Origin of the sequence: Streptomyces prunicolor NBRC 13075 (assembly GCF_000367365.1) — a bacterium.
Classification (GTDB): domain Bacteria; phylum Actinomycetota; class Actinomycetes; order Streptomycetales; family Streptomycetaceae; genus Streptomyces; species Streptomyces prunicolor.
The window spans coordinates 111,209-132,182 of the sequence record NZ_BARF01000028.1 but is presented as its reverse complement, the minus strand read 5'-3'; the positions used below and the strand labels follow the sequence as shown (position 1 = coordinate 132,182).

General features: G+C 69.9%; 20 protein-coding genes. 9 read left to right on the top strand and 11 right to left on the bottom strand.

Going from position 1 to position 20,974, the window contains the following annotated elements:
* Positions 1–121 precede the first annotated feature (121 nt).
* Together afsR and SPR02S_RS63960 are read left to right on the top strand one after the other, a co-directional pair.
* Complete coding sequence (afsR, locus tag SPR02S_RS12930; protein ID WP_019057388.1) at positions 122–3,079, top strand: SARP-family global regulator AfsR; 2,958 nt, start codon at positions 122–124, stop codon at positions 3,077–3,079.
* 217 nt (positions 3,080–3,296) lie between these two features.
* Positions 3,297–3,458, top strand: coding sequence for a hypothetical protein (locus SPR02S_RS63960; RefSeq protein ID WP_019057387.1), 162 nt, complete (start codon positions 3,297–3,299; stop codon positions 3,456–3,458).
* A 77-nt stretch (positions 3,459–3,535) separates the two neighbouring features.
* Here the strand turns inward: SPR02S_RS63960 and SPR02S_RS12920 are convergent, their stop codons facing one another.
* From SPR02S_RS12920 to SPR02S_RS12910, 3 genes are read right to left on the bottom strand one after another with little or no spacing between them, the layout of a single operon-like run.
* Positions 3,536–3,931: a hypothetical protein gene (locus SPR02S_RS12920; RefSeq protein ID WP_026150480.1), complete on the bottom strand. Its 396-nt coding sequence runs from the start codon at positions 3,929–3,931 to the stop codon at positions 3,536–3,538.
* A complete protein-coding gene (locus SPR02S_RS55650; RefSeq protein ID WP_019057385.1) occupies positions 3,931–4,209 on the bottom strand; it encodes a ribbon-helix-helix domain-containing protein in 279 nt (92 codons plus the stop codon). Before SPR02S_RS55650 ends, SPR02S_RS12920 begins: the two co-directional genes overlap by 1 nt.
* A gap of 42 nt (positions 4,210–4,251) precedes the next feature.
* Positions 4,252–5,832: a FadD3 family acyl-CoA ligase gene (locus SPR02S_RS12910; protein WP_019057384.1), complete on the bottom strand. Its 1,581-nt coding sequence runs from the start codon at positions 5,830–5,832 to the stop codon at positions 4,252–4,254.
* Between the two features lie 158 nt (positions 5,833–5,990).
* Between SPR02S_RS12910 and SPR02S_RS12905 the strand changes: the two genes are divergently transcribed.
* From SPR02S_RS12905 to SPR02S_RS12885, 5 genes are read left to right on the top strand one after another with little or no spacing between them, the layout of a single operon-like run.
* Positions 5,991–7,139, top strand: coding sequence for a lipid-transfer protein (locus SPR02S_RS12905; protein WP_019057383.1), 1,149 nt, complete (start codon positions 5,991–5,993; stop codon positions 7,137–7,139).
* Positions 7,140–7,197: 58 nt separating this feature from the next.
* Positions 7,198–7,806 (top strand): IS607 family transposase, encoded by a 609-nt coding sequence (locus SPR02S_RS12900; protein WP_019057382.1) that lies wholly within the window; start codon positions 7,198–7,200, stop codon positions 7,804–7,806.
* Entirely contained in the window at positions 7,803–9,209 is a 1,407-nt protein-coding gene (locus SPR02S_RS12895) for a zinc ribbon domain-containing protein (protein ID WP_019057381.1), read from the top strand. The genes SPR02S_RS12900 and SPR02S_RS12895 overlap by 4 nt, the downstream gene beginning before the upstream one ends.
* 16 nt (positions 9,210–9,225) lie before the next feature.
* On the top strand, positions 9,226–9,642 hold the full coding sequence (locus SPR02S_RS12890; protein ID WP_019057380.1) for a Zn-ribbon domain-containing OB-fold protein: 417 nt from the start codon (positions 9,226–9,228) through the stop codon (positions 9,640–9,642).
* Positions 9,639–10,439: an enoyl-CoA hydratase/isomerase family protein gene (locus SPR02S_RS12885; RefSeq protein ID WP_019057379.1), complete on the top strand. Its 801-nt coding sequence runs from the start codon at positions 9,639–9,641 to the stop codon at positions 10,437–10,439. The genes SPR02S_RS12890 and SPR02S_RS12885 overlap by 4 nt, the downstream gene beginning before the upstream one ends.
* A 3-nt stretch (positions 10,440–10,442) precedes the next feature.
* Here the strand turns inward: SPR02S_RS12885 and SPR02S_RS12880 are convergent, their stop codons facing one another.
* The 3 genes from SPR02S_RS12880 to kbpA form a co-directional block, all read right to left on the bottom strand.
* The gene (locus tag SPR02S_RS12880) at positions 10,443–10,985 is read right to left on the bottom strand and encodes a hypothetical protein (RefSeq protein ID WP_026150479.1); all 543 of its coding nucleotides are present in this window, start codon (positions 10,983–10,985) and stop codon (positions 10,443–10,445) included.
* A gap of 32 nt (positions 10,986–11,017) precedes the next feature.
* Positions 11,018–13,366 carry a serine/threonine-protein kinase gene (locus SPR02S_RS12875; RefSeq protein ID WP_019057377.1) on the bottom strand — a complete coding sequence of 783 codons (2,349 nt, stop codon included), beginning with the start codon at positions 13,364–13,366 and terminating at the stop codon, positions 11,018–11,020.
* 179 nt (positions 13,367–13,545) lie between these two features.
* Positions 13,546–14,280, bottom strand: a complete 735-nt coding sequence (kbpA, locus tag SPR02S_RS12870) for an AfsK-binding protein KbpA (protein ID WP_078622875.1) — start codon at positions 14,278–14,280, stop codon at positions 13,546–13,548.
* A 134-nt stretch (positions 14,281–14,414) separates the two neighbouring features.
* On the opposite strand from kbpA, the gene SPR02S_RS12865 reads away from it, so the two are divergent.
* A complete protein-coding gene (locus SPR02S_RS12865; protein ID WP_019057375.1) occupies positions 14,415–15,050 on the top strand; it encodes a TetR family transcriptional regulator in 636 nt (211 codons plus the stop codon).
* A gap of 103 nt (positions 15,051–15,153) precedes the next feature.
* On the opposite strand, the gene SPR02S_RS12860 is transcribed toward SPR02S_RS12865, so the two are convergent.
* A complete protein-coding gene (locus tag SPR02S_RS12860; RefSeq protein WP_019057374.1) occupies positions 15,154–15,618 on the bottom strand; it encodes a nitroreductase/quinone reductase family protein in 465 nt (154 codons plus the stop codon).
* Positions 15,615–16,805, bottom strand: a complete 1,191-nt coding sequence (locus SPR02S_RS12855) for an acyl-CoA dehydrogenase family protein (protein ID WP_019057373.1) — start codon at positions 16,803–16,805, stop codon at positions 15,615–15,617. Before SPR02S_RS12855 ends, SPR02S_RS12860 begins: the two co-directional genes overlap by 4 nt.
* Before the next feature lie 76 nt (positions 16,806–16,881).
* On the opposite strand from SPR02S_RS12855, the gene SPR02S_RS60095 reads away from it, so the two are divergent.
* Positions 16,882–18,054 (top strand): thiolase C-terminal domain-containing protein, encoded by a 1,173-nt coding sequence (locus SPR02S_RS60095; RefSeq protein ID WP_078622874.1) that lies wholly within the window; start codon positions 16,882–16,884, stop codon positions 18,052–18,054.
* On the opposite strand, the gene SPR02S_RS55645 is transcribed toward SPR02S_RS60095, so the two are convergent.
* The 3 genes from SPR02S_RS55645 to SPR02S_RS60090 all read right to left on the bottom strand — a co-directional run bounded on the left by SPR02S_RS55645 (position 17,952) and on the right by SPR02S_RS60090 (position 20,690).
* Positions 17,952–19,130 carry an acyltransferase family protein gene (locus SPR02S_RS55645; RefSeq protein WP_019057371.1) on the bottom strand — a complete coding sequence of 393 codons (1,179 nt, stop codon included), beginning with the start codon at positions 19,128–19,130 and terminating at the stop codon, positions 17,952–17,954. The two genes, SPR02S_RS60095 and SPR02S_RS55645, sit on opposite strands and share 103 nt — an antisense overlap.
* A 100-nt stretch (positions 19,131–19,230) precedes the next feature.
* Positions 19,231–20,562 carry a DUF11 domain-containing protein gene (locus SPR02S_RS12840; protein ID WP_019057370.1) on the bottom strand — a complete coding sequence of 444 codons (1,332 nt, stop codon included), beginning with the start codon at positions 20,560–20,562 and terminating at the stop codon, positions 19,231–19,233.
* A complete protein-coding gene (locus SPR02S_RS60090; protein WP_019057369.1) occupies positions 20,559–20,690 on the bottom strand; it encodes a DUF397 domain-containing protein in 132 nt (43 codons plus the stop codon). The genes SPR02S_RS12840 and SPR02S_RS60090 overlap by 4 nt, the downstream gene beginning before the upstream one ends.
* Between the last annotated feature and the right edge of the window lie 284 nt (positions 20,691–20,974).

Genomic DNA, 20,974 nt, shown 5'->3' with positions numbered 1-20,974 from the left:
GGTGTGAGGGCCTTGTGATATCCCGCGTGGCCACCTGTGACCGGTGGCCCCGAGAGCTGACGCATCGGGCGCGGACAAGGCAAACTGTCGTAGTTAACAGGCTTGCCTAGGGGGAACGGCGATGGACGGTGGACCGCGAGTACCGGAGCAGCGGCGCCCCGAGTCCGGCTCGGAGGAGTCGACCGCGCTGCGCTTCAGCGTGCTCGGTCCGGTACGTGCCTGGCGGGGCCCTGTTTCGCTGAACACGGGCTCTCCCCAGCAACGCGCCCTGCTGGCCGCGCTGTTGCTGCGCGAGGGCCGGACGGCGACCGCCGGTGAGCTGATCGACGCCCTGTGGGGTGACGACCCTCCGTCGCAGGCGCTGGCCGCGGTGCGGACGTACGCGTCCCGGCTGCGCAAGGCGCTGGACGCCGGGGTCCTGGTCAGCGAGTCGGGCGGGTACGCCGTACGGGGGCTGCCCGAGGGCGCGTTGGACGTGGCGGAGGTGCACGACCTGGCGAACGAGGCGGAGAAGGCGAAGTCGACGGGTGACCTGTGCCGTGCGCGGGACCTGCTGGGCCGGGCGCTCGCGCTGTGGGACGGGGAGCCGCTGGCCGGACTCCCCGGGCCGTACGCGGAGGCGCAGCGCGTCCGCCTGGAGGAGTGGCGGCTCCAACTCCTCGAATCCCGCCTCGACATGGACCTGGAGCAGGGCTGCCACGCGGAGGCGGTCAGCGAGTTGACCGCCCTCACCGCGGCCCACCCGCTCCGCGAACGCCTCCGCGAGCTGCTGATGCTCGCCCTGTACCGCTCCGGCCGCCAGGCGGAGGCCCTCGCGGTGTACGCGGACACCCGGCGCCTGCTCGCCGACGAGCTGGGCGTGGACCCGCGCCCGGGTCTGCGCGAACTCCAGAACCGGATCCTCCAGGCCGACCCGGGCCTCGCGGAACCCTCCGCACCGGCGGCGGAGTCCGTGCCGGCACCGCTCCGCCCCCACCAACTCCCGGCGACGGTCCCGGACTTCACCGGCCGCGTGTCCTTCGTATCGGAACTGAGCGAGGTCCTGGCCTCGGCCGAGGGCCGCGTGATGGCGGTGTCGGCGCTCGCCGGCATCGGGGGCGTCGGCAAGACCACCCTCGCGGTGCACGTGGCCCACCAGGCGCGATCCACCTTCCCCGACGGGCAGTTGTACGTCGACCTCCAGGGCGCGGGCTCGCGCGCCGCCGAACCGGAGACCGTACTGGGCGCGTTCCTGCGGGCGTTGGGCACCGCGGACTCCGCGATACCGGACTCCCTGGAGGAACGCTCCGCGCTGTACCGGTCGGTGCTGGACGGCCGCCGGGTGCTGGTACTGCTGGACAACGCGCGGGACGCGGCCCAGGTCAGGCCGCTGCTGCCGGGGACGGAAGGCTGCGCGGCGCTGGTCACCTCCCGGGTCCGGATGGTGGACCTGGCCGGAGCGCATCTCGTCGACCTCGACGTGATGTCCCCCGAGGAGGCCCTCCAGCTCTTCACGAGGATCGTGGGCGCCGAACGGGTCGCCGCCGAACGGGAGTCCGCCCTCGACGTGGTCGCGGCGTGCGGCTTCCTCCCGCTGGCGATCCGCATCGCGGCATCCCGGCTGGCGGCCCGCCGTACGTGGACGGTCTCGGTGCTCGCCGCCAAACTCGCCGACGAACGGCGGCGGTTGGACGAGCTGCAGGCCGGCGACCTGGCCGTGAAGGCCACCTTCGAGCTGGGCTACGGCCAGTTGGAGCCGGCGCAGGCACGGGCGTTCCGCCTGCTGGGCCTCGCCGACGGGCCGGACATCTCCCTCGCGGCGGCCGCGGCGATGCTGAACCTCCCGGTGGAGGAGACCGAGGACCTGCTGGAATCCCTCGTAGACACGTCACTTGTCGAATCGGCGGCTCCGGGCCGCTACCGGTACCACGACCTGGTGCGGCTCTACGCGCGTGCGTGTGCGGAGCGGGACGAGTCGCCGCCGAGCGAGACGGCGGCCGCGCTCTCCCGGTTGCTGGACTTCTACCTGGCCACCGTCTCGGGCGTCTACCTCATCGAACGGCCCGGGGACCGACTGGTGGACCACCTGGAGCACACCGAACATCCGGGCCTCGTGTTCTCGGACCGGCACACCGCACAGGACTGGCTGTACGCCGAGGCGGTGTCCCTGCTGGCCTGCGTCCGCCAGGCCGCACGGCCGGAGACACTCCGGCGGGCCGTGGACACCCTGTGGGCGGCGTGCGACCTCGCGGAGTCGGGCACCAACTCCAAGGAGTACGAGGCCGTCGTGGAACGGCTGCGGGAAGTGGCTCAGGAGGCGGGCGACTCCCGGTCCGAGGCACGGACGTTCATGGCGCTGGCCTTCGTGCACCACGTCTCCGGCAGCCGGTTCGACGCGGCCGTCCAAGAGGGCGAGCGGGCCATCGAGCTGGCCGAGGCGGAGGGCGACGCGCTCACCAGCTGCTGGTCGTCGAACATCAGCGGCGCGGTCGCGATGTACCAGAGCCGCCTCGCGGACGCCGAGCAGCACTTCACCCGCGCCCTGGAGAGCTTCCGGGTGGTCGGGGACCGTACGGGAGAGGCGAGCGCCCTGTGCAACCTCTCCCGCACCCATCTGGCGACCGGCCGCACGGAGAGCGCGGTCGCGCTGGCCCGGCAGGGCACCGCGTTGTACGACGACATGGAGCACGACCTCAGGGGCGCCAACGGCCGCTACGCGCTGGGCCTCGCGCTCACCCGGAGCGGGAAGCTGGCCGAGGCGACCGAGTGCCTCCAGGAAGCCCTGCGCGTGTTCCGGGACCGCCGGCAGCGCCTGTGGGAGGGCATGACCGTCTTCCGGCTCGCCGAACTCGACCTCACGGCACGGCGTCCCGCCCAGGCTGCGGCCAACGCCGAGATGGCGCTGACGCTGCTGCGCGGTGTCGGCGGCGACTGGCGGCAGGGCAACGTCCTCACGGTGCTCGGCCGCGCCCTCACCGGCATCGGCCAGCTGGACCGGGCGCAGGTCTGCTGGCGGGAGGCGCTGGACATCTTCGAGACGCTGGGCGCTCCGGAGGCGCAGGAGGTCAGGGGCCTGCTGACACCGTCGGCGGCGGCCTGACGACACCCCGGCACGGGCTCCGGCGCTGTGTCGTTCATCGTTCGTTTATCGCGGCCCGGCAGTCTCGAACGTGTCGGGCCGTCGCGTCGGGGGGCAGGCGGAACGACACAGAGCCGGGCCCTTAGGGTGAACCGGCCCGCAAGATCCGCCCGGCAGTCCTCGGGGGAGTTGCCGGGCGGATCTTGTCCAGTCACCGCACAACACAGGGGAGCGCAAGATGAGCGACGAGAACACCACCGACAACGTCCACGTCACCGACGAGCCGGTCGTCGTCACCACGGACAACGTCCACGTCACCGACGAACCGCTGACGGTCACGGCCAAGGACTCCGGCAAGGTCACGACGGACAACGTCCACGTCACGGACGAAGAGGCCTGACAGACCTGCCTCCGCACGGGGGATCGGCCGCGACAGCTCTGGGGGGAGCTGTCGCGGCCGATGTGTTGTCCAGGGTCCTACAGCGACCTGACGGCCACTCGCGGTGCGCACAGTTTCCGCAGGTCGTCGGCGTCGGACGTGTACAGCGCGACGTTCCCGGGCTGCCGTTCCGCGATCACGGCGAGGGCGGCGTCGATGGCGTATTTGTGGCCGTGCAGGCGGGTGCACTTCAGGAGAGCGATCGCGGCCTCGGCCACATCCCGTGTCACGGGTTCGGCCACTACCCGGGACATCGCCCAGCTCCACGCCGCGAGATTCACCTGTCCGTGGTACGCCTCGATGAGGGTCATCGAGCTGGTCACCACGCGGATGCCGGTCAGATGGGCGTCCTTGAGCCGGGCCAACATCATTCGTTCGCCGCGTACCGCCCGCGATAAGCCCTCACTGTCCAGCACATAGGTACTCGCCCCCATCAGCTCGCCTTCGGGTAGTCGACATCGTCGACTCCATGGTGACCGGTGAAATGACGGTCGAGTTCCTTCCGCTCGGCCTCGGCAGCGGCCAGCTCCTCGTCAGTGACGGCCCCGTGCTCCTCCTCCAGCCGGTTCACCAGCTCGCCCAGCAAGTCCTGCTCGTGCTGACGCTCTATCGCCTTGGTGACGTACGCGCTGAACCCCCCCGCCCCCACCTCCCGCCGAATCTGCTCGGCAAGCTCTTCCGGAAGCGTGACGGTGTACTTCTTCGTTGCCATACCAGTCACCATACCGCAGGACAACCGGGACAACAGGGCCGCTCACGAACCCCGCAATTCCCCCTTCACCACCTTCCCGCTCGCGTTCCGAGGCAGCTCTCCCACGAACTCCACCATCCGCGGCACCTTGTAGTTCGCCATCTCCCGCCGCGCCCAGGCGATCAGGTCGTCGCCGGTCAGCGTCACGTCCGGGCGGCGCACGACGTACGCCTTGCCGACCTCGCCGAGCCGCGCGTCCGGTACGCCGATCACCGCCACGTCGGCCACATCGGGATGCACGCCCAACAGCTGCTCTATCTCCGCCGGGTACGCGTTGAAGCCGCCGACGATGAACATGTCCTTGATCCGGTCGGTGATCCGGAGATTGCCCTCGTCGTCCAGGACACCGACGTCACCGGTACGCAGCCAGCCGTCCTCGCCCAGCACCTCCGCCGTGGCCGCCGCGTCCTCGTAGTAGCCCCGCATGACGTTGAAGCCACGCACCAGCACCTCGCCCGGGGAGCCGAACGGGGCCGCCACCCGTACCTCCGTCCCCGGAATCGCCCGCCCCGACGTCGACGCGATGACCGCCGGATCGTCCCCCCGCCGGCACATGGTCGCGATGCCACTCGCCTCCGAGAGGCCGTACGCCGTAAGAACCGTCCCCACCCCCAGCTCGCCCCGCAACCGCTCCACCAGCCGCAACGGCACCACCGCCGCCCCGGTCACCACCAGCCGCAGAGCGGACAGGTCGTGCGCGTCGCGGGCCGGGTGGTCGAGGAGGGACTGGTGGAGAGTGGGCGGGCCCGGGAGGACCGAGACCCGTTCCGCCGCGATGTTCGCGAGCACCGTGTCGACGTTGAACACCGACTGCGGGATCATCGTCGCGCCCCGCATCAGACAGGCGATCACCCCGGCCTTGTAGCCGAAGGTGTGGAAGAAGGGATTCACGATCAGATAGCGGTCGCCCTGCCGCAACCCCGCCAGGTCACTCCACACCTCGTACGCCCGCAGCGTCTGCGCGTGCGTGATCACCGCACCCTTCGGGCGACCCGTCGTACCCGACGTGAAGATGATGTCCGAGACCGACGACCCGTCCAACTCCCCTTCCCGTGCCCGCACTTCAGCCGCGCCCACCCCCTCCCCGCTCGCCAGGAAGTCCTTCCAGGTACGGAAGTCGGCGGGCGCGTCGTCCGCGAGCACCACCACCTGCTCCAGCGCCGGAAGCCCCGGCAGCGGACCGTCCCCGACCCCCTCCCCCGCCGCCCGCCGCAGCGACGCCACATACGAAGTCCCCAGGAACGTCCCGGTCACGAACAACAACCGCGCCCCGCTGCTCCGCAGCACATACGCGGCCTCGCTCCCCTTGAAGCGCGTGTTCAACGGCACCAGCACCGCACCCGCCGACACCGCCCCCAGCGCCGAAACGATCCAGTCCGTCGAGTTCGGCGCCCAGATGCCCACCCGGTCGCCGACCTCCACCCCGCTCGCGACACAGGCCGCCGCCGCGCGCTCCACCCGCGCGCCCAACTCCGCGTACGAGAACCGCGTCCGCCCCTCCACCACCGCCTCGGCGTCCGCGTACCGCTCGGCGGCGGATCGCACCAGGCCCGGGATGGTGCCCCACTCCACGTCTCCGCGCATGAACGGCCTCCCAAAACCCAGTAGCTGACTACCCGTCAGATTAGCTGTAGCCTGACGCCCTGTCAGCAGCCCCGGTGTCACGCGGAGGTGCACAGAACATGGCCGCACAGAGCAGGGCGGGACAGCGCACGGCGGGACAGCGCACGGTCGGACATCGCATGGCCGGGCTGAAGGACGCGACCGCGATCGTCGGCATCGGGCAGACCTTCTTCGCCAAGCAACTCCCCGAGGACGAGCGGACCTTGGCGTGTCGTGCCGTGCTCGCCGCCCTCGACGACGCCGGAATCTCGCCCGGCGAGGTGGACGCCCTCGCCTCCTACACGATGGAGGAGACGGACGAGGTCGAGCTGGCGAAGGCGGTCGGCTTCGGTGACCTGACCTTCTTCAGCAAAATCGGTTACGGGGGCGGCGGTTCATGCGCGACCGTCGCCCACCTCGCCACCGCCATCGCCGCCGGGCAGGCGACGGTCGGCGTGGCCTGGCGGTCCCGTAAGCGCGGCAGCGGGGCGAGACCGTGGACCAACACGACCCGCCAACTCCCCACCCCCGCCCAGTGGACCCGCCCCTTCGGCCTCCTCCGACCGGCGGATGAAATAGCCATGCTCACCCGCCGCTACATGTACGAGTACGGCGCGACCCGGGACCACTTGTTCAACGTCGCCCTCGCCTGCCGCAACCGCGCCAATCAGAACCCCGCCGCGATCATGTACGACCGCCCCCTCACCCGCGAGATGTACATGACCTCCCGCTGGATCAGCGAACCCCTCTGCCTCTTCGACAACTGCCTTGAGACGGACGGGGCGTTGGCCTGCGTGGTCGTCTCCCGCGAGCGCGCCCGCGACTGCCGGCGCCGCCCCGTCTACATCCACTCCGCCGCCCAGGGCCTCCCCGCCCAGCACCACGGCATGGTCAACTACTGGAACGACGACCCGCTCACCGGCCCCGCCTGGACCGCCGCCCGACACCTGTGGAAACACGCCGACTTCACCCCGCAGGACGTCGATGTCGCCCAGATCTACGACGCGTTCACCGCCCTCGTCCCGCTCTCCCTGGAGGGCTACGGCTTCTGCGGACGCGGCGAAGGTGGCGCCTTCACGGAGGGGGGCGCGCTGGAGATCGGCGGCCAACTCCCCCTCAACACCAGCGGCGGCGGCCTCTCCGAGGCGTACGTGCACGGCTTCAACCTGATCAACGAGGGCGTACGGCAGTTGCGCGGCACCAGCACCGCCCAGGTCCCGGACGCCGCCACCTGCCTGGTGACGGCGGGCGAGGGCGTCCCCACCTCCGCCCTGCTGCTCACGACGTGAGATGAGGAGGTGTGGCTCTTGTTTAAGTTCTTACCCACTATTCACTACTGTTCAGCACATGGGGAAGAAGTATCGCATCAGCGAGTTTGCGCAGCGCATCGGACGCTCCGCGTCAACCGTTCGGCGCTGGGACGACGAAGGCCGTATCACGGCCAAGCGCACCCAGAGTGGCCAGCGGTACTTCGACGAGTCCGACGTACGGGCCGCCCTGGGTCTTGCCGCTCAGGCCCGACGTGCCACCGTCGTGTACTGCCGGGTGTCCTCACCTGGACAGAAAGACGACCTCGCCTCGCAGGTCACCGCGATGGAAACGTTCTGTCTGGGCGCGGGTATCCCGGTCGACGAGTGGGTGCGGGAGATCGGCGGCGGCATGGACCTGCGCCGAAAGAAGTTCCTCGCCCTGATGGACCGCATCGAGAACGGCGAGATCGAGAGGGTGGTCATCGCCCACAAGGACCGGCTGGCCCGGTTCGGGTTCGACCTGATCGAGCACGTTGCACAGCGGCATGGCTGCGAGATCGTCATCGCCAACGCCGAGTCCTTGTCCCCACAACAGGAACTCGTGGAAGATCTGCTGACGATCGTGCACACCTTCTCCTGCCGCCTGCACGGCCTGCGCCAGTACGAGAAGCCCCTCAAGGACGAGCTCGCCGGCGGCGGCCGGTGAAGGTCACCCGCATCGCCTACAGCCAGCGCCTCAACCAGAGTAAGTACGCCCAGCTCGACGAGCAGGCGCTTCTCCTCGGCCGGGTCCGGGCACTGGTGTGGCGCCGCTACGGCTCCGTCACCGGTCTCGGAATCTCCGACCGGACCATCCGTGACCAGTGGATGGCTGACGGCACCGCCGCCGGGTTCGGGGTACTGGCCAACGCGTGGAAGGAGACCGTGCGGGACGCGGTCGCCGACATCAAGGCCTGCCGCGAGGCCGCGAAGGTCCCGGTACGTCAGGCGATCCACCGCCACTACACGACGGAGGAGGAACGCAAGCAGGCGTACACCGCCCTGAAACGCGACACCTGGACGCCAGACCCGTACCTGTCCCGCATGATGCGTCGGCACTGGCGCCGCGGCGTATCTCGAACAACGAATCAGATCGTGGTCCGCTCCGACCAGTACCGCACCTTCACCCTCGCTGAGGGCGGGAGCATCTGGCTCGCGGCACCGGGCCTGAAACAGCGGCAGATGGTCACCATCCCGCTGAATACCACCGTCGCGCCCACAGGGACTCTGCGACTGATCCTGCGTGGCGGACGTGTCGAGGTGCACTACACCATCGACGCACCCGACCTGCGCGAGACACGCCCGTGCGGCACCGTGAAGGTCGGCGTGGACAAGGGCTACACCGAAGCCCTCACCGACTCCGACGGCAACCACCACGGCACCGAGCTGGGCGAACTCCTGCGGGCCGAGTCGGACTTCCTGAAGGTCAAGAACGCCCGGCGGGCCAAGATCCGTTCTGTTGCGGAGAAGGCCCGCGAGAAAGGCGACCTGGCGAAGGCCGACCGGATCACGGCCAACAACCTCGGCATAGCCAAACGCAACCGGCGCCGCAACCGTTTCGAATCCCGCGTGCGAACGGTCACCTTCACCGCCGTGCACGCGGTTGTCGACAAGGCCGCACACGTGGTGGCCGAAGACCTCACCCGCTCCTTCCCCTCACGGAAGAAGCTCGGAAAGAACACCAACCGCCGCCTCGCCGCCTGGACCAAAGGCGTCACGGCTGAGGCGCTGACGAACGTGTCAGAACGCAGAGGTTCTGCGCTGACGCTGGTCAATGCGGCTTACACGTCACAAGTCGCCCCCTGCTGCCGAATCCTCGGCAAGCGCTCAGGGGACCGGCTTCACTGCACCCGATGCGGGGACGTGTGGCAAGCAGACCACGCGGGAGCGATCAACGTCCTGGAACGAGACGGAGACCCTGACATCTCCCTGCACACCCCGCACACGCGGGTCAAACAGCTCATCCAGGAACGGACCGATCGCCACCGGACCAGACTGCCGGTCCAGGACTCCAGCACCCCGGTGCGGAGAGCGAATTACCCGATCCGAGCAGAAATGCTCAACAAATAGGAAGCAGTCGACCGCCATGCTCACTCCGCTCACCGACACCGACGGCGCCCCCTTCTGGCAGTACGCCCGCGAGGGCGAACTCCGCGTCCAGACCTGCGCCGACTGCGAAGAACCCCGCTTCCCGCCCCGCCCCTGCTGCCCCCACTGCCAGTCCTTCGCGAGCGACTGGCGGCAAGTGAGCGGGCACGGGCGGGTCTGGTCGTACGTCTTCCCGCATCCGCCCCTGCTCCCCGACTACGCGGCCGTCGCGCCGTACAACGTGATCGTGGTCGAACTGGTCGACGCCCCGCGGATCCGGCTGGTCGGGAACCTCGTCAGTGAGGCCGGGGCCGCGCTCAACTCCGTTGCCCCGGGCCGGATTCGGATCGGGGCGCGGGTGCAGGTCGTGTTCGACGAGGGCGGGCTTCCGCAGTGGATCCTGGCGCGGTCATGACTCCCACCACTCCCAACACTCCCACCACTCTGACCGTCTCCGTCGACAAGGACACCGCCGTCGCCGTCGTCACCCTCGACCGGCCGCGCAAGCTCAACGCCATCGGCCTCGCAACTGCCGCTGAACTGGCCGCCGTATGGCGGGAGTTGCGGTTCGACGACTCCATACGGGCCGTCGTCCTCACCGGCGCCGGGGAGCGCGCCTTCTGCACCGGGCTCGACCGGGACGCGGTGGTCCCGCAGCCCAACTCGCCCTACATGCAGGACGATCCGCTGCTCAACATCGGCCCGAAGGCGAACGACCTGTGGAAGCCGGTGATCTCCGCCGTGCGCGGGATGGCGTGCGGCGGGGCCTTCTACCTGCTGGGCGAGAGCGAGTTCGTGATCGCCGACCCGACCGCCGTGTTCTTCGACCCGCACACCACGTACGGGATGGTCAGCGCGTACGAGTCGGTGCTCATGGCACATCGGATGCCGTACGGCGAGGTCGCCCGGATGATGCTGATGGGGACGGCGGAACGGATCTCCGCACGGCGGGCGTACGAGCTCGGGCTGGTCTCCGAACTCACTGAGCCCGGCGGGGCGTTGGAGGCGGCCGTGTCCTGCGCGACCGTCATCGCCGGGTATCCGACGGAGGGTGTCCAGGGCACCGTTCGGGCGTTGTGGGCGGCGAAGGAGGCGGCACGTGCGCAAGCCTATGCGCAGGCGCCACCACTCATCGCCCTTGGCAATCTGCCGACCGAACGGCAGGCGGAGTTGTTCGCCGACCGGAAGAACGGCGGCTTCCGGACCCGGTGAGGGTCAGGTTCCGGCGGTGGCCCTGGGGTCGACCTCGCAGTGGTCGACCGGGGTGGAGGTGCCGAGCACGCGCACCCGGACGGTCGCCTTGCCGTTCGCCGGGACCTTGACGTCCGCGTAGTTGAAGTCGACCTCGTTGTCCTGAGCGTCCTTGAAGGTGACGTCGACGGAGAAGGTGGCCTTGCGGCTGTTCGGGTTGCTGACCTCGACGGTCGCGTACTGCTTCGTCGCCGTCGCGCAGCTCACCAGCCTCGCCGTACCGTCCTGCAGGCTGCTGCTGCCGCTGCCGGAAGTAGCCGTAGAAGTGGGTGTGGAACGGTAGTTGGGCCGGTGGGTGTACGAACTGCCCCCGGACGAACCGCCCGTCGAACCGCCCGATGACGTCGACGTGTCGTGATCCTGACTGGAGCTACTGCACCCGCCCCCACCCCCGCTGCTCCGATGACGACTGCTGCTGTGATGCCGTCCGGTGGAGAAGCCGGTGAGGGTGAGAACCGTCAGTGCCAGTACTGCCGTGAGTTTGAGCGTGCGCCCCCGCGTTTGCATCCGCTCATGGTAGCGACCTCAACGGGCGCCGCTCACGCGGTCCTTGCGGTGCCCGTCCCCTTCTCCGCGTCGAGGGCGTACACGCAGCGGTCCTTGCTGCACGCGTACACGACGCCGTCCCTGACGACCGGCGCCCCGGTGATCTCGCCGCCGGTCGCGAGCTTCCAACGGAGGCGGCCGTCATCGGACTTGAGGGTGTAGAGGAGGTGGTCGGTGGAGCCGAAGTGGATCCGGCCCTCGGCGACCGCGGGGGCGCCCACGATGTCGCCGCCCGCCTGGAAGCGCCACTTGGGCGTGCCGGTGACCGCGTCGAGCGTGTAGAGACCCTTGCCGCTGCCGACGTGGACGTGACCGGCGGCGACGAGGACCGGTTCGATCGACGCCCGCGATTCCGTGGCGATGCGCCAGCGGTCGCGGCCGTCGGCGGCGTCGAGGGCGTAGACCGTGCCGAGGTAGTCGGCGAGGTAGATGCCACCGCCCGTGACCGCGGGGCCGGGGGCGAAGGTGGGCGGGCAGAGGAAGACGGCCGGGGCCTCGAAGTGCCAGCGGACCCGGCCGCTCGCCACCTCGACGGAGAGGACGCGGGTGCCTGCGGCGACGTAGACCTGACCGTCGGGCGCGGGCGTGATCCGTACGGGTACGCCCCCGCAGGAGGCCGCGTCGCCGATCGGGTACGCCCAGCGCTCGTCGCCCGTCCGGGCGTCCAGGGCGCGGAGGCGGGCGTCCTGCCAGACGTACACGGTGCCGTCGTGCAGCGCCGGGCCCGCCTCCGGGGACTCGAAGTCGGTCTGCGCGCCGGTCAGCTGCCACAGCTGCTGCCCGCTGGACGCCTCCCAGGCCTGCACTCCGCCGCCGCGCGTGCCGGTGACGACGGTGCCGCGCTCGGCCTTGAGGGAGTACACCCAGGCCTCGGTGGACAACCGCCACAGGTCACCGCCCTCACGGGCGTCCAGGGCGAAGAGGGTGGGCCCGTCCGAGGCGTGGATACGGCCGTCCGCGACCGCCATCGACCAGGCGACGTCCCGGGTCTTGAAGCTACGGCGGCCGGTCTGCACGTCGAGCGCGTGCACCTCGAAGGAGGTGACGTAGACGAGGTCACCGGCGACGGTCGGGGTGCCCCAGACGTCGTTCGACATCCGGAACCGCCAGGGGCGCCAGCCGGCGGCGGTTTCCGGGGGCAGCGGGGGCGGCGCGGGCACGGCGGGGCCTACGGCGGGTTCCGTGCCGTTGACGCCGGGCCGGGGCCGGGACCAGGAGGCGACCAGGCCGGCCTCCGGAGGGGGTGCCTTCACGGCGGCGGCGCGGGCGTCGGCGACACGGGGACCGGGGCCGATGGGCACCGGCGCGCCGGCCAGCCGTACGGGCCCGGTGTCGGGGGCGCCGACCGGGACCGGCACGACGGGGTCGTGGGAGGGCGGCGGCGGTACGGCGACGCGCCCGCCACCACCGCTACGGCCGGCCGTGGGCGTCGGTTTCACCGGCGGGCGGCCACCGCGCCGGGTCTCGATCAGGGTCACCGCGCGCTCGGGCAGCCAGGCCGAGGCCGTACCGCTGTCGTCGGAGCCGGAGCCGAAGAGGTGCGGGGCGAGCTGGGCCTGGAGGTCGGCCGGGTTGGGCCGGCCGGTGGCCTCCATCTGCATGCAGGACTCGATGAGCGGGCGCAGTTCGTTCGGGAGGCCCTGGAGGTCGGGGCCCTCGCGCAGCAGCATGAAGACGGTCTCGACCGGGTTGGCGCCATGGAACGGGGGGTGTCCGGTGGCGGCGAACACGAGCATCGAACCGAGCGAGAAGACGTCACTCGCGCCGGTGACGCTGCGGGAGTCCTTCGCCTGTTCAGGAGACATGTAGGCGGGGGTACCCACCGCCACGTTCGTCATCGTCAAACGCGTGTTCGATACACCCGAGGCGATACCGAAGTCGATGACCCGAGGCCCGTCCTCGACCACGAGCACATTCGACGGTTTGAGGTCACGGTGAACAAGACCCGCCCCGTGGATGGACTGCAGCGCCTCCGCGACCCCCGCCGCGAGCCAGCGCACCGCCTGGGCCGGCATCGGCCCGCACTCGTTCACTATCTCTTCGAGGGAGGGCGCCGGCACATACGCGGTGGCCAGCCACGGCACGGCGGCCCGCGGGTCGGCGTCGACCACGGCGGCCGTATAGAAGCCCGAAACGGCCCGTGCCGCCTCGACCTCGCGCGTGAAACGGACCCGGAAGAGCTGGTCCTCGGCGAGTTCCGTCCGCACGGTCTTGATCGCCACCCGCCGGCCGGACGCCGAGCGCGCGAGATAGACCAGCCCCATGCCGCCCGCGCCCAGCCGTCCCAGCACCTCGAACGGCCCGATCCGCCGCGGATCGTGCTGCGTCAGCTGATCCACCACTTGCCTGCCACCTCCCCGTACGGGCCACGCCACCCACATAAGTACGCGACCCCGTGCAGCGTCTCACCACCGCACCGCCATGGCGGCACGCACCCTGATTCTTCCTGGCCGGGCCACAGGTTGCGAACCCGGCGACTAATCGGGGTGTCTCGCCATATCTCCGGACAAACGTCCAGGTGTCAGCGTTGCAGCAGCGCGAACGACGCCCCTTGATTGTCCGTGACGACCGCCACTTTCCCGTACGACGTCTCGAAGAGCGGAACCTGCACCCGCCCGCCGAGCCGCTGTACGGCCCCCAGAACAGGCTCGATGTCCTCGACCCGGAAGTGCACGAGGAAATGCGGCGGCATCTCGACCGGGAAGACGTCGGAGACGGGCGCCCGCCCGAAATCAGGGGCAGCATCCGGTCCGAACAAGGCGTCTGTGAAAAGTCCGCCGTAGAAAGTGTTCGCGGTCTCCGTGTCGCGGGCGTACAGCTCGGCCCAGCCGAAGGTGCCGGGCTTGTGCCGGGTGCCGAAACCGGAATGCCGAGCGGCCTGCCACAGCCCGAAGACGGCCCCCTCCGGGTCGGCGGCGAGGACGGCGGTACCCAGCTCCCCCAAGGCCACCGGCGCCATCACCACCTGCCCACCGGCCTCCCGGATGCGCCCGCTCAGCCGCACCACGTCCGGCGTCGCGAAGTACACCGTCCACACGGTCGGCATCCGCCCGTCCGCCTTGTGGGCGAGCCCCGCGACGGCCTCACCGTCCTTGCGGGCCCATACGGAGCCGCCATACGCCTCCTCGAAGGTCCACCCGAAGAGCTCACCGTAGAAGCGCCTGCCCGCCGCCAGGTCCGGAAGCTGCGCGTCCACCCAGCAGGGGACGCCCTCTCCGTAGGTGTTTTCCTCAGCGGATGCCCTGTTTTCGGCCATACCGTCAAAGTAACGGCGTCGCACGCACCCCGCAGACCAGGCACACCACCCTCCGGACCCCCGTGCACCCCATTTGCAGTCGGCCGAATCGCGCTCCGATCACCCCTCGGTAAGCTGACGGCATGACAGGACAAGTGCGTACCGTCGACGGCCGCGTGGCCGGCCGGCGTGGGCAGGCGACCCGGCAGAAGCTGCTCGACTGCCTAAGCGAGATGCTCAGCTCTTCCCCTTACCGGGACGTCAAAGTCATCGATGTCGCCCGGAAGGCGGGGACTTCACCCGCGACCTTCTACCAGTACTTCCCGGACGTCGAAGGCGCCGTCCTGGAAATTGCCGAGCAAATGGCCACGGAGGGCGGTCAGTTGACCGATCTGCTGGCCGGCCGGTCATGGGTCGGCAAGGCGGGTTGGCAGACCTCCCAGGAACTCGTGGACGGTTTCCTGGAGTTCTGGCGCAGGAACGACGCGATCCTCAGGGTCGTCGATCTCGGTGCCGCCGAGGGGGACAAACGGTTCTACAAGCTCCGGATGAAAATCCTGAACTCCGTGAACAACTCCCTCTCGGACGCGGTCGCCGAGTTGCAGGCCAAGGGCAGGGTCGACAAGGACGTGAACCCGGCGGCGGTCGCCGGTTCACTGGTCGCGATGCTCGCGGCCGTCGCCTCGCACCAGAAGGGTTTCCAGACGTGGGGCGTCAAGCAGGCTGAACTCAAGCCGAACCTGGCGCTGTTGGTCCACCTGGGCGTGACCGGCAAGAAGCCGACGAAGTAGGAGCGGTTCTTCCTCAGGCTCTGACTTCTCAGGTCCCAAGTCCTGTCTCGTGGGCGGTGGTTCACTCCGGTGGATCACCGCCTGCCCTGCATCCACGACGAGTTCAGCGCCGCACGACCCGGAACAGCCGGATCTCTCGGTCCACCCGCGCCTGATACGTGGCGTACGGCGGCCAGAACGCCAGCGCCGCCTTCCACACCTCGGCCCGCTCCTCGCCCGCCAACAGCCGTGCGGTGACCGGGATTTGCTCACCCTTCCAGCTGATCTCGGCATCGGGATGGACGAGGAGGTTGTGCGTCCAGGCGGGGTTACCGGTACGCCCGAAGTTGGACCCGACGAGAATCCACCCGCCCTCCACCGGCATACAGGCGAGCGGACTGTGACGTAGCTGCCCGCTCCGCGCCCCGGTCGAGGTCAGGATCACCCCCGGCAGCATCTGGGCGCTGAGCAGCACCTTCCCGCGCGTGAGCCGGTGCACGGCCCGGTCCATGGCGGGGATGACATGCGGGGCGATACGCGCGAACGCCCGGGTCGACGACACCTTCTGCACCGCACGCACACCGATCACACCGTCACCTCGCGACTCTCGAAGAGGTGCGCACCCTCGGCGGCGTACGCCCGCAGCCGATGCACCGGCCCGAACAGCAACTCGTCCCCGGCGGCGCGCTTGAAGTAGAGATGGGCGTCGTGCTCCCAGGTGAACCCGATCCCGCCGTGCAGCTGGATACCTTCACCGGCGGCGGTCCTCAGAGCCTCCAGCGCCTGCGCGAGGGCGAGCCCACCGAGCCGCTCCCCGCTACCGATCGCCCAAGCGGCGTAGTAGGCCGCCGACTTGGCCGCCTGCACCTGCACATACACATCGGCCAACCGGTGCTTCACCGCCTGGAACGACCCGATGGCCCGCCCGAACTGCTCCCGCTGCTTGACGTATTGAACGGTCCGCTCCAAGGCCCGGTCGGCGGCCCCGACGGCTTCGGCGGCGAGTACGGCGGCGACGGTGTCGCCGGTGGCGGACAGTTCCCGTAGGACATGCGGACTGTCGTCCGTGCCGAGCAACTCCCCTTCTACATCCCGCAGTTCGAGCCGAGCTTGCGGCCGGGTCGCGTCGAGGGAGGTCTGCCGTACACGTACGAGCCCATCCGCGTCCCCCGCCACCAGGAACAGCAGAGTCCTCGACCGGGCGAAGCCCCCGGTGTGGGCGGCGACGAGCAGCAACTCCGCACTGTGCCCGTCGAGCACCTGCGCGACCTGCCCGTACAACCGCCAACCAGAGTCTCCGACTTGCCTGGCCTGCACCCCGCCCGCGCGCCCGCCCCCCGCCCATTCCCCGCCGTTGGGGCCGGTGAGGGTGAGGGCGGTGGTGAGGGCGGTGCCGGGTGCGGCGAGGGCGGCGGTCAGGGAACCGGCGGCGATACGGGGAAGCAGCCGGGCGCGTTGGGTCTCGGTGCCGAGGGCGAGGACGAGAGGCGCGGCGAGCACGGCGGTGGCGAGAAGAGGAGAGGGGGCCAGGAAACGGCCCGTCTCCTCTGCCGCGAGGGCGAGTTCGGTCGCCGAGCAGCCGACGCCGCCGTAGGCCTCGGGGAGGGCGAGTCCGGGCAGGCCGAGTTGCTGGGCGAGGGCGGTCCAGAGGGCCGGGTCGTGTCCGGCGGGGGTGTCGACGGCGGCGCGCAACTCCGGGGAACCGCACCGCTTTTGGAGCAGTTCGCGGAGGGTACGGCGGATCTCGTCCTGCTCGGCGGTGAAGCTGGCGTCCATGGCACTTCCCTCCAGATCTGACGGTCCGTCATATTAGGAGTCCGGGCACGATATGCACAGAGGGAGGAGGCGCCTCATGACACCGGGGAGCCGCAAGGTCGCCGTGGTGGGCGTCGCCCTGTCCGACTGCGGACGCGTGGACGACACGACCCCCTACGCCCTGCACGCCCAGGCGGCCCGCCGCGCACTGGCGGACGCGGGCCTGGGCCGGGAGGTGGTGGACGGCTTCGCGTCGGCGGGCCTGGGCACACTGCCACCGGTCGAGGTGGCCGAATACCTTGGCCTGCGCCCCACTTGGGTCGACTCGACGGCGGTGGGCGGCTCGACCTGGGAGGTCATGGCGGCCCACGCGACGGACGCGATAGCGGCGGGCCACGCGAACGCCGTCCTGCTCGTCTACGGCTCGACGGCCCGAGCCGACATCAAGGCGGGCCGCCGCACCGGGAACCTCTCCTTCGGCGCGCGGGGCCCGCTCCAGTTCGAAGTCCCCTACGGCCACACGCTGATCGCGAAGTACGCGATGGCCGCGCGCCGCCACATGCTCGAATTCGGCACGACGATCGAGCAGTTGGCGGAGGTGGCGGTACAGGCCCGGGCGAACGCGGCCCTGAACCCCGAGGCGATGTTCCGCGACCCGATCACCGTGGACGACGTGCTCTCCGGCCCGATGATCGCCGACCCGTTCACCAAACTGCACTGCTGCATACGGTCCGACGGCGGCGCGGCGATCCTGCTGGCCGCCGAGGAGTACGTACGGGACTGCCGTACGGCGCCGGTGTGGGTGCTCGGGACCGGGGAGCACGTCTCGCACGCGGCGATGTCCGAGTGGCCCGACTTCACGGTGTCACCGGCGGCGGTGAGCGGGCGGCTGGCCTTCGAGCGGGCGGGAGTTGGGCCCGAGGAGATCGACTTCGCGGAGATCTACGACGCGTTCACGTACATGACGTTGGTGACGCTGGAGGATCTGGGTTTCTGTGCGAAGGGTGAGGGGGGTGCCTTTGTGGAGAAGGGGCGGTTGCGGGTGACCGGCGGGGAGTTGCCGGTGAACACGGACGGGGGCGGGCTGTCGGCCCAACACCCCGGGATGCGGGGGCTGTTCCTGCTGGTGGAGGCGGTGCGGCAGTTGCGGGGGGAGGCCGGGGCTCGTCAAGTGACGGGCGCGGACGGCGACTTGCCGCGACTCGGAGTCGCCTCCGGGACGGGCGGCTGGTTCTGCTCTTCGGGGACGGTGGTGCTGGGGCGGGATTGAACCATCAGGGACTTCCAGGACCGGTTCCGCTTGAAGGGCAGTTCGAAGAGCTGGGAGAACAGCCAGGCGCCGAGCACCGAGATGGGCAGGCCCAGGAGGAGCGTGAAGCAGAACGTGGGCATACCCGGCGACACGAAATGCGGGGCCACGCGGCGGATGACGACCAGGACGACCGGAAGGTGGATCAGGTAGAGGCTGTAGGAGAAATCGCCGAGCTTCCGCATGGGCCGCGCGTTCAGCAGCCGTACGAGCAGGGCGGGTCGGCCGGTGGCAACCGAGGCCAGCAGCAGGGCCATTGAGGGAGCGATGGCGAGATCCACCCAGAAGTAGTGGTGCACCGTCCACACGGACCCCTTGATGAGGCCGAGTGCGAGCACGGGCAGGGCGGCCGCCGCGGCGAACCATCCCCAGGGCAGCCGCTGAACCCGCTGCGACGCGACCACGACCCCCGCGCCGATCACACCGGCGACGAAGACGGGGGCGAGATGCGGGGCGAGCCAGTTGTCGCCCTCGACCGGGTTCGCGTCGGCGGCCATGAGCCCGCGGACGATCACCGGGAGCGTCACGCACGCGACGACGGCCGCCGCGCCGAACCGCCGCCGGACGAGGAGGATCAGGGGGAAGAGGAGATACAGCTCGGCCTCCACCCCGATCGACCAGAACGCTCCGTTCGGGGTCGGGGCGAAGAACACATCCTGAAGGACCAGGCCGTAGACGAGAAGTGACGAACCGTCAGGTGGGCCGTAGTGCGAAGCCGGCACCACGTACAGGGAGACGACGAGGCTGATGGCCAAGGCCGCCCAGTACGGCGGGAGGATACGCCAGGCTCGTCGGCGCAGGAACTCTGCGACACCGCCCGGCCGCCAGCCGTGCCGGGCCGGGGAGAGCGCGAGCGAGAAACCGGACAGGACCAGGAAGAAGACGACCGCGATCCGGCCGAACATCAGCACGTCCAGCCACCGAGGCGCCGAACTGTCGGGATAGCCCGGGAAGGTGTAGAGCCAGCAGTGGAACAGCACCACGTACAGCGCCGCCAGGCCGCGGAGCCCGTCCAGCCCCAACACCTGCCGGCGCACGGTTGCGCCGCTCGCTCTCACATCCACTGAAACTGAAATCGCTCGGCCCTTCCTCCTACGCCACCCTCAGCGAGTGGTACGTGGCGTTCGGTCGAGCAGTTCAACGGTCGGGGTGGACCGTGATGACCGCCTTGTCGTTGGCCGGGTACGGGTCGCGGTCGCGGTCGCTCCCCTCCTCGGTCGGGCCGCGGTTCTGGAGGGTCAGGGTGCCTTCGCCCGGCTCGCCGAGGCGCATCGTGAACGTGAAGGTCTGGGTCTTGCCGGGCTTCAGGGCGTCGATGTCACAGGTGTAAACGAAGGCGCCGTTCTCGCAGGTGGGCTCGTAGACGCCGTCGTCGTACTCGCTCATGGGCTGCTTCACCATGGTCATGCCGAGCGGCGGGCTGAACACCAGCTTCACGGCGTAACCGGCGTCGGCGGGGCCGTTGTTGCGGACGGTGAGCTTGAAGGTCCGCTTGGTGCCGGGTTTGCCGTACAGGTTCACGTCGGAGACGGAGTAGTCGGCGTGGGTGTCGAGCACGACGTTCGTCCAGCCGCCGCCCTGGGCGTAGGTGCCCTTCTTGGCGGCGGTGGCTTCAGGACGGAGGGCCGGACCGTCGCCGTGGTCCCCACCGGCCATGGCACCCCCGTTTCCCGGTCCCATGTCCAGCGCCCGGGCCTCGCTGTTGAAGGAGGCGTACAGCTTCGTCTTGGGCGCGCGGAGCCGGAGTGCGGGCTGGATGGTCACGGTCTGTCCGGGCGCGATGCGGAGATCCGGGAACTCGCAGACCGCGATGTGGCCCTTGTAGAAGCTCGGATAACGGCAGTTGGCGTACTGCTCCTCGAACTCCAGCTGTTCGACGCCGATTTTGAGCCCCAGTCCCCTGACCGGCACCTCGCCGGTGTTCCGGACGACGATCGGCCGACTCAGCTCGGCCCCCGGACGAACTCCGCCGAGTGACTTCGTTGTCAGCACCTCGACCACCGGCTCGCCTACGACGGCCTTCGTCCGCGCGGTGACCTTCTTGCCGCTCCGGTCCGCGTACGTGTACCGGACCACACCGGTGTCCCCCGGCTTGCTGCCCTTGGCCGCGACCAGAGAGACACCGCCGTCCGACCGGCTGTCGTAGTCGGAGCGCACCTCACACGTCATATGTGTGGGGCTGCCCGTGCAGTTGCCGCCCTTGCGCAGCACGACCGCGCTCTTCGCACCGGGCAGCACGTCCACGGTGAGGGTGTGATCGGCGGATCCCCTGACACCGACGTGCGCCTTGCCGTCGTCGGCGGAGAAGTGGAACGGGCCCTTGTCGTGCGGGCCGGACTTGTCGCCGACAGGGCGCAGGTAGAAGACCTCGGGCGCGGTGATCGAGGGCGCCTTGTCGGTGGTGCCGCAGGAGGTGAGGGCCGCGAGCAGGAGGGTGGCGGTCGCTCCGACGCCGGCTGCGCGCTTCAACGGACGGCGCGGAGGAAATCGGTCCAGGTGGTGGGGGTTACTCCGAGGGTGGGGGCTATTTCGAGGCAGTCGCCACCCTCCTTCGTGCTGCAGCTCGACTTGAACCAGGCCAGTCCGGTCGTGTTCACAGTTGCCCCGCTTTCCTTTCGCTTGCGACTCGACGAAGACGAGATTACGGCCCTCTTCGGTGCTCATGAGTTGCATGGGCCCTTGCAGACCCGCGTGCATGTGCCGTTTCGTCGGCATGACCTGCACCGTCAGGTGGTTCAACCTCTGCGGCCGTTGCCTATGGCTCAAGTCCCCACCGGCCCCCAGCCGCTGAGCCCACCCGGCGTGCAGGCGAGACGCGAACGCGCACCCCACACCCCGGCCCACAACGCAGTACAGGCAAGGGTGTTCATGCCTGGCCGCC